Here is a 12811-nt window from a genome sequence, read left to right as displayed (position 1 = left end):
ATTTGGACTACTTTTTTGTGATTGAGAGACTCCGAATTCCTACTGTTTGAGCGGAGCGAGTTTAGGAATTCTTGATTTTTTTGTTACTTTTTGTATCAAGACAAAAAGTAAGGTCGAGTATAAATCCAAAAATTTCTGAAATCTTTTAAAATGCACTATTTTATTAGAAACTTCGGGATGACTAATGTTTTATTAGCAATAAATCAAACAGAAATACTTACTTCATCATCGCCAAATTATAAATCTCATACCAATCTTCATGGCTTAATTTAATCTCTGTAGCACTTACAGCATTACGGATTCTTTCCTCAGATAGTGAACCAATAATCGGCAAAGTACCTAATTGTAAAAGCCAAGCCACAGCAGTTTGCTCAACATTGGCGTCATATTTTTCTCCGATTTCTGTCAATTTGGCTCTTATAATAGATGATTTAGCATCAGTACCATCCAAAATCTTACCACCAGCCAAGGGAGCCCAAGCCAAAGGTTTGCTAAAACGTTGTTTAATAAAATCTAATCTACCATCTTCAATCGCTGAGGTATTGATAAGGTTCAGCTCAATATGGTTCGTTACGATAGGCTTACGCAAATACGATTCTAATAATTGGTGCTGAAATACGGTTAAGTTACTAACACCTACATGTTTGATTTTACCGCTGTTTACCAACTCTCTTAATATCTGTGCTGTTTCCTCGGGATTACTAATCATGTCGATTTGATTCAACAAGAAAATATCGAGGTAGTCAGTTTTAAGTCTTTTTAAAGAGTTGTTTACACTTTCTAACAAATACTTTTCGCTGTTGTCAAAATAAGTATAACCCTTGTCAGATTTGCGAACGCCACATTTGCTGAAAAGGACAATCTCTTCTCTTTTGATTGCTTTTTGCTGAATGAGTTTCCCAAAATATTCTTCAATGGTATAATTGCCATAAATATCTGCATGGTCAAAAGTATTGATACCTAATTCCAAGCATAAATTAACAATCCTCTCCATATTAGCAACGGTCTCTGCACCATTGTCTGTCCATCTCCAAAACCCATAGATTGCCTCAGAAACCTTTGGACCAGAATCACTCAAATAGACTTTATTCATAAAAATTAATTGGTTTTAATATAATCGAATACAAGATTGCTCAAAGATTGGAAAATTATATAAAACAGAAAACAAAAAGGCTGATAAATTCTGTATAGGAGTGATATTAAAGGCGATTATTGATGTAGAGAGAGACAAATTGACGAGTTATTGCTTTGATTGAGCAATTTAAGGCTCTTATAGATTAATGAAAGTAAGAAACAGTCCTCCAAAAAATATTTTTGGAGGGTGGTATTTTTAAAAATGATTTACATCTGGTAAAAAAGTTTTCTATTTTACCAGATGTAAATACGATTATATAAAGGTAAAGAATTTTATTTCATTATTTGAAATGAATCTTTTGACGGTTTGTGAAGTTAATTTTTAAAGTATATATTTGTAACCATTGTGTAAGGTTAAATAACTTGGTTATGAATGAATATTTGACATTAGCAGAAGCTTCTGAATTAATTGGAAAAAGTAAAGAAACATTAAGACGTTGGGATAAGGAAGGTAAATTATCCGCTGTTCGTGAACCTATGAGCAATTACCGAGTATATAGAAAACAAGAGGTAGAAACCCTTTTTGCAACATTTTATGCAAAAACAATCCAAGAAAGTATCTCAAATTATGTAGAACCTGAGAATGAATATTCTGTATTAGAACTATTCGCAGGTGCTGGAGGGTTGGCAGTTGGAATGGAGAAAGCAGGACTTAAATGTGTAGCACTTAATGAAATAGACAAATGGGCTTGTCAGACATTACGAATTAATAGACCAAAATGGGACGTATTGGAAGGTGATATTAAAGATTTTGATTTTTCGGAATATCATAATAAAGTTGATGTTGTGACTGGTGGTTTTCCTTGTCAAGCGTTTAGTTATGCTGGAAAGAAGCTTGGTCTAGCTGATGCAAGAGGGACCCTTTTCTATGAATTTGCCAGAGTCGTAAGTGAAGTTAATCCACCAATTTGTATTGGAGAGAATGTTAGAGGCTTATTAAGCCACGAAAATGGTAAGACTTTACAAGGAATGATTTCAATTTTAGATGAAATTGGGTATAAAGTTGTCCCTGTACAAGTGTTGAAAGCTATTAATTATAAAGTGCCTCAGAAAAGAGAGAGACTCATATTAGTAGGCATTAGAAAAGATATTGATTTGGAATATGAATATCCTAAACCTTATAAAAAGATATATAACCTAGTAGATGCTTTAAAAAAAGGAGATTTGTTTGATACAGATGTGCCTAAATCAGAAGGGGCAAAGTATCCTAAAAGTAAAATTGATGTTTTAAAATTAGTCCCTCAAAAAGGATATTGGCGTGACTTACCATTAGATATTCAAAAACAGTTTATGGGAGGGAGTTTCTTTTTAGGAGGAGGAAAAACAGGTATTGCAAGAAGAATAGGTTGGGATGAACCCTGTTTAACGTTGACTTGTAGTCCAGCCCAAAAACAAACTGAAAGGTGTCATCCAGAAGAAACGAGACCTTTTACTGTACGTGAGTATGCGCGTATACAGACTTTCCCAGATGATTGGAAGTTTGAAGGTTCGATAGCTCAACAATATAAGCAAATAGGTAATGCTGTTCCTGTAAATTTAGGAAGAGAAGTAGGCTATTCAATTATAAAGTTTTTAAATCAGTATTATAGCTTGTCAAAACCCAAATAATAATTATAGTTTTCAAATGAGATTTGGTCTAAAATACTTCTATTTGACATTTCGATTTCAGTTTTAATTTCGTCTAATGCTGAGTTTTGGGCTAATTCTCCATTTTTTTCTATAGTGTCAAGATATTCTTTGATGGCAAGAGGAAGCACTTTATATAGTTGAAGAAATGCTTCCTCATTACCAGTCAATGTAGCATAAAATTGGTCACCTGATATTTTATAAACACGACTGTGGCTATATTCTTTTCCATTTATTTCTCCAGACCACTTTTCGTTGAAACTCCCTTTTGCTAAAATTTGAACCCAATAACACTTTGATTGTTTGTATGTGTCTGCATACCGTGCCAGCTTTTGAAATAAGCTTTCGGCGGAACTACTATTCATCGTGTTGTGCTTATTTTTTATATCTGCAAATAAGGTATTGTCTTTTGCTTTAATATCAAACCCACTTAATTTTCCAACTTCAAAGCCTTCAATTCCTCCTAGTATTTGCTCATGAAAAGTGCCAATTGAGTTATTGATAGATTTATCAATCTGTCTCAAAATTTCAGCTTGTATAAGACTTTCTTCATCAATATCATTAAACTTAGCATCAAAGGTTAGTTTAATCGTATCAACTTTATTATTGTAAAAACTCTTTTTTGTGATATTGTTTTTAGCTCTTAAATAGGCATTAAGAAGATTTGCAATACATTCGAGCAAGTGTTCGTCTGTAATGAAATTCAGGTATTTATTATTCATCAATTATTTGTAGTTTATATTTAGGAAAAAGTTAAAAGCTAGCGTGAAGGTAATTAACAAATTACTAAAAGCAAAAATAGTATTATATATGAAAATCTTTAAAGTATGTTCTCAAGCTTTTAGTCTGTTAGTTTTAAACATTATCCTAGCTTTGGTCTAATGTACATTCTGTTTCCACTCTTCGCTTTTTTCATAAGTTTGAAATGGCTAGAACAGCCCTACCTCATTTTGGATACAACTTCAAGGGATTTGGCTACTTTTTTGAATGAGTGTTTATAGACCTTTGTCGTGTTAAAGCTAAACACTCATTTAAAAAATTAAATCATGGACAGTTCAAATAAAATTGCATTAGGGAATCAAGGATTAATAGTGCCAAAAATTGGCTTAGGTTGTATGGGTATGACCCAAATAGCTGGAGCAGATATTTATGGAAAAGCTGATGAGGCTGAATCAATTGCTACTATTCATCGTTCATTAGAATTAGGAGGGAACTTCCTAGATACGGCCGATTTGTATGGACCATTGGCAAACGAAAGGCTGATTTCAAAAGCTATTAAAGGCAACAGAGATAAATACATTATTGCTACAAAATTTGGGTTTGAAATTGACGACAATGAACAACTTACTTGGCAAATCAATGGTAAGCCTGAATACGTTAAAAAAGCCGTTGAGCGTTCGCTGAAAAACCTTGGGACAGATTATATCGACTTATATTATCTTCATAGACTAGACCCTAATACACCTATCGAAGATACCGTTGGGGCAATGGCTGAGTTGGTGAAAGAAGGTAAAGTAGGTTATATTGGACTTTCGGAAGTGTCTTCTCAAACCATCAAGAAAGCTCATAGTGTACATCCATTAACTGCCATACAAACAGAGTATTCTTTATTTGAAAGGGCTGTTGAAGAAGCAGGAATTTTAAGAACATTAGAGGAATTAAATATTGGCTTTGTAGCCTATTCTCCTTTAGGCAGAGGATTCCTTTCAGGAGACGTTAAAAGTCCAGATGATTTTCCTGCGGATGATTTTAGAAGAAGTATCCCTCGTTTTCAAGGTGAAAACTTCTATAAAAACCTTGAATTGGTGAGTGAAATCAAAAAGCTTGCTGACGAAAAAGGCATTAGTCCTTCACAATTAGCCATCACTTGGATTATCTCTAAAGGATATTTGCCAATTCCCGGAACGAAACGAGTGAAGTATGTTGAGCAAAATATCGAGACAGTCAATATTCAGTTGAGTACAGATGAATTAAATAGATTAGAAAGTATTGTTCCATTGGGTACATCAACAGGTGACCGTTACGATGCTTGGGGAATGTCGATGGTTGGATAGTAAGTATCAAATTTTAGGGAAAGTCTAGGCTTTTTAAAGGCTTTCCTATTTTATCTTTTTGAAACATTTACGAAAATGAAAAAAGAAACGAATCAGCCATATATCATCAATTCAATTTCTGAATTGCACCGCTTATTAGGCTTACCTAAGCCCGAACATCCTTTGGTGAGCGTAATTAGCATGAACAGTATTAATTGCCATTTTGATGATAATATGAAGAGTGTTATCTATAACTTTTATTCTATTTGTATCAAAAAGGACTTTACAGGCAAGCTAAAGTATGGACAAAACTATTATGATTTTGATGAAGGACTAATGACGTTTTTCTCGCCTGGACAAGTCATCTCAACGGTCGTAACGGAAGATATTGCTCTAAAAGGCTGGTGGTTGGTTATCCATCCTGATTTTATCCGTAATTATTCCTTACAAAAGACAATTAAAGAGTATGGCTTTTTTTCTTATGCTGTCAACGAGGCGCTTCATCTCTCTGAAAAAGAGGAGGCTATGCTTGATACTATCATTAAAAATATTGAACTGGAATACGGTTCAGTAATTGATAAGTTTAGTCAGGATGTCATTATTTCTCATATCGAACTATTACTGAATTACTGCAATAGATATTATAACAGACAGTTCATTACCCGTAAAACGGCCAATGACGAACTTCTAATAAAACTAGATGAGTTACTGGTAAGTTACTTTGATTCAGGCAAGAATGAACAATTAGGCTTACCAACGGTTCAATATCTTTCAGCACAATTGAATGTATCTGCCAACTATTTAAGCGATATGCTTAGGAGTTTAACAGGGCAAAGTACCCAACATCATATTCATACTAAATTGATTGAAAAAGCAAAAGAGATATTGACAACAACCTCTTTATCTGTCAGCGAAATAGCCTATCAATTAGGTTTCGAGCATCCACAATCGTTTAGTAAACTATTCAAAAACAAAACTAATGTTTCTCCACTAGAGTTTAGACATTCATTTAATTGAGATGCTTAAAATAATTATTACTTAGTCTTTTCTAAAATAGTATTTTTATTTAAATGAATTGATTTAGACATTTTTGTCTAAATTTGTAATATTGCAACGCTATTATACAATTATACTCTATATCAGATACCTATAAACTAAGCTCTAATGACCAAGTCTAAAACAATAACCATTCTCACTATTTTAGTACCTATACTTATAATTCTGACCTTTCTGACTTACTACAAGAGGTTTCCAACAGGCGATGATGCTTGGTTTGCCGAAGAATCTTATTGGCTTTTACGTGATGGGGTTATTCGCTCTGAATTTTTCCGTGGATTATTGGGATGGGAAAATCAACTTTTTGTAAGCCATAAACTATTCTTAGGTTTTGGAAGTATTATGATGTGGCTTGGAGGAAATTCGTTGTACATTCTCAAACTTACCAGTTTGCTGTTTTTAGGGCTACTTGTATTTTTATTTAAAAAATATATTGCATATCGTAATCTAGAAGGCTCTTCAATGTATTTGGTATTATTTTTATTGTTCTCAAATACACTTATCATAAAAATGAGTTTTGAATATCGCCCTGAAGTGATGATGATGACTTTAGGCTTTGCTTCATATTTACTTATTCAATATCAGCATAAATATCTTATAGCATTAGGTGGCATATTAGCAGGAATGGCATTACTATGTCATCTCAATGGAGTAATCTACATATTTGCAGGTTTTTTTATGCTTTTGCTTTCTGAAAAAAAATGGAATGCCTTGCTTTTTGGAAGTTTTGCTGTTATTACGAGTATGTTTTATTTTTATGATATATGGCAGGCTAATGGATTTGATATTTGGCTGTATCAATTCAGAAATGACCCTGCTACTCAAAATGCTTTTGGAATAGTTGATAAATTAAAAGTGATGCTAAGTTTTCCAACTATTTTCTTTAAATCACCTCAAGAAATGTCTATTTCAATTTTATTGATAGCATTTTGTTGGACATTCAAAAATAGAATAAAGCAACTACCTAGAAATCTAACAATTTATACCATAGCATTAGTAGTTTCATTCTGGTTGATAACAAAACGTGCTAGTGGGCTATATGAGATGTTGTTTATTCCAACAATGATGACATTAATAATAGAGTTGTTTAGTTATGTAGATGATAAATCGACTTTTAAATTATCAAAACCTTTACTTTTTGCTTTCTTTTTATATTTAGTTATTGGCGTAGTAGGCATAGGACAGTTGATTTATAAAATTAATACTAAACCATATATGCCTGAAAAGTATAGTAGTTTAAGTAAGTATTTTGACAATAAATCAGTTGGATTGGTACCACTTCAATTCTTTTTTAATGAATATGAGTACCATAAGCAATTACTTTGTTTTGAAAACTTTGATTTCCAATTGGCACAAGCTAAACTAAAGGCTACCCCAGCATTACTAGCAGAATGGGCAATTAAAAATAAAGTAGAATTCATTGTATTTGACTACAAGAATAATAAGGCTAATTTTTTTCCAAAGCCTAAAGAAAACTTAAAAGGGTACAAGATTAGCTACACAGATGACGACGTATCTGTCTATGTGAGAGATTAAAGTAAATAGAATGAAACATGAGTTATCTGGAATTTTAAAATCAAGAAAGCGGTCGAAAAACTAGTTTCGACCGCTTTCTTGATTGATACAGATTATAGTTTCGTTAGGAACATTATATTGACGGTCGTCTTTTCGGTAGAAGAAGACATTTTATTAACTCCTCCTAGCCCTCATCAGGGCAAAATAATTCGCTCCGATGGGACTTGGGTGAGAATTTTGTTTACATTTTACCACTAATGCGACTATCGCAACGATAGTCGCCGATATATCACCTTTACGGGCTATTTTGTTAAACTTCCTATTTTAAGAAAAATTCGAGATAATTCATGTTTATTCTTCAAATAATTCATGTATAGGAATGTTGAAAAATTTTGATATTAATGGGATATACTTGAGATTTGGTACATTTGTTCCTGTTTCCCAGTTATGATAAGTGCTTTGGGCAATTCCAAGAAAGAAAGCTACTTCTTGTTGTGACATTTTTTGAATTTTACGATGTTTTATAAGTTTCGATGTTAATTTCATAAGTTAGAATTATTAAAGTTTTTTATAAGTAAAATGTACTCGTAGAAATATAGCATCAAAGATACCAAAAATAGTATTAATGGCAAATTTTTGTTAATTAAATAAGAATCTGTACATTCATGTAAAAGTCCAATCGAAAAAATGATAAATTTTATCATTTTTTCGATTGGACTTTTACATGAATAAGCGTTGCTTTGTGCCACCTTTAAACAGATAACAATAACGTAATTGTTTTAAAAAAAAGGCTTACACAATGAAAACATTAAAATACAATCGTAGCTTACGTTTATTTTTTGGCTGTTTGTCTCTCCTATTTACGATAGGGTTAACAAGTTGCGAAAAGCAAGAAATTGAAGCCAACTTAGTGGAAAAAGCTGAACAAGTAGAAACAACTCCTAAGGTAGTTAATGGGAGATTAGTTTTTGAAAATCAAGAACAGTTTTTGGAGTTCTCAAGAACTTTAGAAGGTAAAACCCAAGAAGAATTGAATGAATGGGAAAAATCAAAATCTTTTTTATCACTTAGAGCTTTTGAAAAAACAAATGATGGAATATCTAATCTTAGTGATTTTAATTTTCCAATTTCTTATAAATCTATCTTAAATACCGAAGGTGAGTATGTTATAGGGAAGAATATTATATGGTTTAATAAAGGTTTGAAACATCTTATCCCTAATTTGGATGAAAATTTATTAAAACAAATAAAGAACAACCCTAGTCTAAGTAAAATTAACGGGAAAGCTCAAACTATAATAGTTGATGCACCAACAATGGCTGTTAATGCATCTAATTGGCAATTTGGAAATGCATATAATTGCTATGTTAAATACTTTAATCAATGGGGAGAATCGGGAAGTGAAAGAAGGTCTACCTATCAGTTTAATATTTGGAGAGATCCGCAGTTCGAAGATGCAGGAGCAGTTTATTTCTATGATAAAATATATGTTAAAGTAATTTACGAGTGGAAAGGAAGTAAATGGAGAAGAGCTGGTGAACCAAGAACTATTTCTTGGAACTTTGGCTTTAATACCATTTTAAATGGTGTTTATGGAGCTGTTTTTGTAGGAACACCAGGAAGTGGAACAAGATCAAATGCTGGTATCACAACAAGCGATGACTATGATATTCCTGTTGCCGGAGGACAGGTCATTATTGGTAAAAGTACAGGTATGACAGGTGATTCGTATAACGTTGGAATTAATGGCACATTTACAACTTATACAATTGGAGATCAAGCTAATTCATTACATCAAATTACAGGTGTATTATTTGATAACCACTGATTTAGTTTTAGTAGAAATGACATCAACATGAGTCATCCCGAATTTCCCTTAAAATTGTGCATTTGGGAGACAATTTGAGAAGTTTTCTACTTATTATCATCTAGTCCTTACTTTTCTTTCCTTGATGAAAGAAAAGTAACAAAAGAAAATCAAGAATTCCTAAACTCGCTCCGCTCAAACAGTAGGAATTCGTTGCCAATCAATCATAAAAAAGCGGTCGAAAAACTAATTTCGACCGCTTTTTTATGATTTTAAAATTCGGGATGACTCATGTTTAGTATTATAAGTCTAAATGACTTATTTAGAAGAAAGTACTGCTCCGTAATACTCACGGTTCATACGTGCAATGTTTTCTAATGAAATACCTTTAGGGCATTCAGCTTCGCAAGCACCAGTGTTTGTACAAGCACCAAAGCCTTCTACATCCATCTGAGCTACCATGCTTTCAGCACGAATTGTACGTTCCGCTTGCCCTTGTGGAAGTAAAGATAATTGAGAGATCTTTGCAGAAGTAAACAACATTGCCGAGGCATTTTTACAAGCGGCTACACAAGCACCACAACCGATACAAGCTGCAGCTGCGAAAGCTTCGTCTGCATCTGGTTTAGCAATTGGTAACGAGTTTGCATCTTGTGCATTACCAGTGTTTACCGAAATGTATCCACCTGCTGCAATAATACGGTCGAAAGCTGAACGGTTTACTGCTAAGTCTTTTACGATTGGGAATGCCTTAGCTCTCCAAGGTTCAACGGTGATAGTATCACCATCTTTGAAGCTTCTCATGTGAAGCTGACAAGTAGTAACACCTTTGTTTGGTCCGTGTGGCTCACCATTGATGTACATTGAACACATCCCACAGATACCTTCACGGCAGTCGTGGTCGAAAGCTACTGGAGTTTCGCCTTCAGTGATAAGACGTTCGTTTAATACGTCGAACATCTCTAAGAATGACATATCTTCAGAGATGCCTTTTACATCATATTGCTGAAAATTGCCTTCGCTATTTGCATTTTTCTGACGCCAAACCTTTAGCGTCAAATTCATATTTCCTTCCATTTCTGAATCAATTTGAAGATTTGAAAATTTGAAGATTTGAAAATGGATAAAAATAATGTTTAGATGAAAAATTATTTTTTATCCATTTTTGAGCTACTAATTATTCTTGATAGTATTCGAATAATCTGAGTTAATTCTTCAATGATAATTTGTTCTGGTTGCGGGTAGGATTCTGATAACTCACAAAGTTTTAGCCAATATGTTACTTCGTCGGCTTCTTTCGCAGCAATTTTTATCTTATGAATAAAGTCTGCTTTACTTTCTGAATTCTGAGCTTCCCAAACATTTGCTCCAATAGATGTTCCTGCTCTCAATAATTGTTTGGCAATAACAAATTTTCTATTGGTTTCTAATATCTCACTGAATTTGATGATTTGTATTGAAAATAAAAGTGTTTTGCTTACAATAAGATTTTCTTTGTCGTTTCGCATAAAGTATAGGTTTTTAATCTTAGGTGTTTTATGATATACTAAAATAAAACATCTCTTTCAAATTGTTAGCCTTATACTTCTAAAACTTTCATTTTCAAATCTTCAAATCATCAAATTTTCAAATTATTTGTAACTTCTCTGAGCAATCTTAATATTCTCATAAACCAATTCCTCTTTGTGGAGTTCGAATTGAGAGGCACCTTTGTATTCCCAAGCAGCTACGTAAGCGTAGTTCTCGTCATCACGAAGGGCTTCTCCTTCTTCTGTTTGGTATTCCTCACGGAAGTGACCACCACAAGATTCGTTACGGTCCAAGGCATCGATACACATCAATTCTCCTAGTTCGATAAAGTCAGCTACGCGCGTTGCTTTTTCTAATTCAGGGTTAAATTCATCTGCATCGCCCGGAATACGTACATCCGACCAGAATTGTTTTTTGATTTCTTGAATTTCAGCGATAGCTTCTTTCAATCCTTTTTCGTTACGAGCCATCCCACATTTATCCCACATAATTAAACCTAATTTCTTGTGGAAATAATCAACAGATTTAGTCCCTTTGATAGACATCAACTTGTCGATAGTATCTTGAACAGCCTTTTCAGCAGCAACGAATTCAGGAGCATCTGTTGGAATCGCTTTAGTACGAATATCCCCAGACAAATAAGCACCGATAGTATAAGGAATTACGAAATAACCATCAGCCAAACCTTGCATCAAAGCAGATGCACCCAAACGGTTAGCACCGTGGTCAGAGAAGTTGGCTTCACCCATTGCATAAAGCCCTGGAACTGTAGTCATTAAGTTGTAATCAACCCAAAGTCCACCCATTGTATAGTGAACCGCAGGATAAATACGCATTGGCACTTCGTAAGGGTCTTCACCCGTAATTTGCTTGTACATATCAAACAAGTTACCGTATTTCTCTTTCACAACCTCTTTACCCATTATTTGCAACTCTTCGGTAGTAGCATTGTGCATTCCTTTTTTCGTAGCCTCTCCACGTCCATAACGTAAGATAGCCGCAGCGAAGTCAAGATAAACCGCTTTTTTAGAAGCACCCACACCATAACCTTCGTCGCAACGTTCTTTAGCCGCACGCGACGCAATATCACGAGGTACTAAGTTACCAAAGGCAGGATAACGACGCTCTAAGTAATAATCGCGTTCCTCCTCTGGAATCTGAGCGGCTGGGCGATTATCATTTTGTTTTAATGGTACCCAGATACGTCCATCGTTACGCAACGATTCCGACATCAAAGTAAGCTTTGATTGGTGGTCACCAGAAACAGGAATACAAGTAGGGTGAATTTGTGTATAACAAGGGTTTCCGAAGAAAGCACCTTTTTTATGCGCTTTCCAAGCCGCCGTTACGTTTGACCCCATTGCATTAGTAGATAAGTAAAATACGTTTCCGTATCCACCCGTACCCAACAACACAGCATGCCCAAAGTGACGTTCTAATTTACCAGAAATCAAATCACGAGCAATGATACCACGCGCTTTGCCGTCTATCACTACTACGTCCATCATTTCGTGGCGAGTAAACAATTCTACATTACCTAAACCAACTTGACGTTGTAACGCAGAATAAGCACCCAACAATAATTGCTGACCAGTTTGTCCTGCTGCATAAAAAGTACGTTGTACCTGTGTACCACCGAAAGAACGGTTAGACAACAATCCACCATATTCACGTGCAAAAGGAACACCCTGAGCCACACATTGGTCAATGATGTTACCAGATACTTCAGCCAAACGGTGAACGTTTGCTTCACGAGCACGGTAGTCACCACCTTTGATAGTATCATAAAAAAGACGGTAAACAGAGTCACCATCGTTTTGGTAATTTTTAGCAGCGTTAACCCCACCTTGTGCAGCGATTGAGTGTGCACGGCGAGGAGAATCTTGGAAACAGAAAGCCTTAACTTTATATCCCATTTCAGCTAAAGAGGCTGCCGCAGAAGCACCAGCTAAGCCAGTTCCTACAACAATAATTTCAATATTCCGCTTATTTGCGGGGTTTACCAAGGGTACAGTAGAACGGAACTTTGTCCATTTTTCTGGTAATAGTCCTCCTGGTATTTTAGCATCTAATTTAGTTGACATAATTTTTGATTAAGAATTATGATTGA

The 12811-nt window shown here is 34.5% G+C and carries 11 protein-coding genes; 5 read left to right on the top strand and 6 right to left on the bottom strand.

Features of this window, described 5'->3' with window-relative positions:
- Positions 1-217: 217 nt before the first annotated feature.
- Entirely contained in the window at positions 218-1093 is an 876-nt protein-coding gene (locus VB264_RS00390) for an aldo/keto reductase (RefSeq protein WP_323246042.1), read from the bottom strand.
- Between the two features lie 410 nt (positions 1094-1503).
- On the opposite strand from VB264_RS00390, the gene dcm reads away from it, so the two are divergent.
- The gene (dcm, locus tag VB264_RS00385) at positions 1504-2742 is read left to right on the top strand and encodes a DNA (cytosine-5-)-methyltransferase (protein WP_323246041.1); all 1239 of its coding nucleotides are present in this window, start codon (positions 1504-1506) and stop codon (positions 2740-2742) included.
- On the opposite strand, the gene VB264_RS00380 is transcribed toward dcm, so the two are convergent.
- The gene (locus tag VB264_RS00380) at positions 2718-3482 is read right to left on the bottom strand and encodes an Eco47II family restriction endonuclease (RefSeq protein ID WP_323246040.1); all 765 of its coding nucleotides are present in this window, start codon (positions 3480-3482) and stop codon (positions 2718-2720) included. The genes dcm and VB264_RS00380 overlap by 25 nt on opposite strands.
- 324 nt (positions 3483-3806) lie before the next feature.
- Between VB264_RS00380 and VB264_RS00375 the strand changes: the two genes are divergently transcribed.
- From VB264_RS00375 to VB264_RS00365, 3 genes are all read left to right on the top strand, one after another.
- Positions 3807-4814 carry an aldo/keto reductase gene (locus VB264_RS00375; protein WP_323246039.1) on the top strand — a complete coding sequence of 336 codons (1008 nt, stop codon included), beginning with the start codon at positions 3807-3809 and terminating at the stop codon, positions 4812-4814.
- Between the two features lie 75 nt (positions 4815-4889).
- Positions 4890-5810, top strand: a complete 921-nt coding sequence (locus tag VB264_RS00370; RefSeq protein WP_323246038.1) for a helix-turn-helix domain-containing protein — start codon at positions 4890-4892, stop codon at positions 5808-5810.
- A 147-nt stretch (positions 5811-5957) separates the two neighbouring features.
- The gene (locus tag VB264_RS00365) at positions 5958-7385 is read left to right on the top strand and encodes a hypothetical protein (RefSeq protein WP_323246037.1); all 1428 of its coding nucleotides are present in this window, start codon (positions 5958-5960) and stop codon (positions 7383-7385) included.
- 330 nt (positions 7386-7715) lie between these two features.
- Here VB264_RS00365 and VB264_RS00360 read toward each other — a convergent pair whose 3' ends face one another.
- A complete protein-coding gene (locus tag VB264_RS00360) occupies positions 7716-7910 on the bottom strand; it encodes a helix-turn-helix transcriptional regulator (protein WP_323246036.1) in 195 nt (64 codons plus the stop codon).
- A 253-nt stretch (positions 7911-8163) separates the two neighbouring features.
- Here VB264_RS00360 and VB264_RS00355 point away from each other — a divergent pair, with 253 nt between their 5' ends.
- Entirely contained in the window at positions 8164-9192 is a 1029-nt protein-coding gene (locus VB264_RS00355) for a hypothetical protein (protein ID WP_323246035.1), read from the top strand.
- A 297-nt stretch (positions 9193-9489) separates the two neighbouring features.
- Here the strand turns inward: VB264_RS00355 and VB264_RS00350 are convergent, their stop codons facing one another.
- The 3 genes from VB264_RS00350 to VB264_RS00340 form a co-directional block, all read right to left on the bottom strand.
- Positions 9490-10236 carry a succinate dehydrogenase/fumarate reductase iron-sulfur subunit gene (locus VB264_RS00350; protein ID WP_323246337.1) on the bottom strand — a complete coding sequence of 249 codons (747 nt, stop codon included), beginning with the start codon at positions 10234-10236 and terminating at the stop codon, positions 9490-9492.
- 83 nt (positions 10237-10319) lie between these two features.
- Positions 10320-10679 carry a four helix bundle protein gene (locus VB264_RS00345; protein WP_309914213.1) on the bottom strand — a complete coding sequence of 120 codons (360 nt, stop codon included), beginning with the start codon at positions 10677-10679 and terminating at the stop codon, positions 10320-10322.
- Between the two features lie 123 nt (positions 10680-10802).
- Entirely contained in the window at positions 10803-12785 is a 1983-nt protein-coding gene (locus tag VB264_RS00340) for a fumarate reductase/succinate dehydrogenase flavoprotein subunit (RefSeq protein WP_323246034.1), read from the bottom strand.
- Between the last annotated feature and the right edge of the window lie 26 nt (positions 12786-12811).

Source organism: Arcicella aquatica (assembly GCF_034928825.1).
GTDB classification, from domain to species: Bacteria; Bacteroidota; Bacteroidia; order Cytophagales; family Spirosomataceae; genus Arcicella; species Arcicella aquatica.
This window is presented reverse-complemented; position numbering and strand designations above follow the sequence as displayed.

Excerpts from the sequence above, each read along its gene's own strand:
- VB264_RS00390 (WP_323246042.1), bottom strand. The coding sequence starts at position 1,093 with ATGAATAAAGTCTATTTGAGTGATTCTGGTCCAAAGGTTTCTGAGGCA.
- dcm (WP_323246041.1), top strand. The coding sequence starts at position 1,504 with ATGAATGAATATTTGACATTAGCAGAAGCTTCTGAATTAATTGGAAAA.
- VB264_RS00380 (WP_323246040.1), bottom strand. The coding sequence starts at position 3,482 with ATGAATAATAAATACCTGAATTTCATTACAGACGAACACTTGCTCGAA.
- VB264_RS00375 (WP_323246039.1), top strand. The coding sequence starts at position 3,807 with ATGGACAGTTCAAATAAAATTGCATTAGGGAATCAAGGATTAATAGTG.
- VB264_RS00370 (WP_323246038.1), top strand. The coding sequence starts at position 4,890 with ATGAAAAAAGAAACGAATCAGCCATATATCATCAATTCAATTTCTGAA.
- VB264_RS00365 (WP_323246037.1), top strand. The coding sequence starts at position 5,958 with ATGACCAAGTCTAAAACAATAACCATTCTCACTATTTTAGTACCTATA.
- VB264_RS00360 (WP_323246036.1), bottom strand. The coding sequence starts at position 7,910 with ATGAAATTAACATCGAAACTTATAAAACATCGTAAAATTCAAAAAATG.
- VB264_RS00355 (WP_323246035.1), top strand. The coding sequence starts at position 8,164 with ATGAAAACATTAAAATACAATCGTAGCTTACGTTTATTTTTTGGCTGT.
- VB264_RS00350 (WP_323246337.1), bottom strand. The coding sequence starts at position 10,236 with ATGAATTTGACGCTAAAGGTTTGGCGTCAGAAAAATGCAAATAGCGAA.
- VB264_RS00345 (WP_309914213.1), bottom strand. The coding sequence starts at position 10,679 with ATGCGAAACGACAAAGAAAATCTTATTGTAAGCAAAACACTTTTATTT.
- VB264_RS00340 (WP_323246034.1), bottom strand. The coding sequence starts at position 12,785 with ATGTCAACTAAATTAGATGCTAAAATACCAGGAGGACTATTACCAGAA.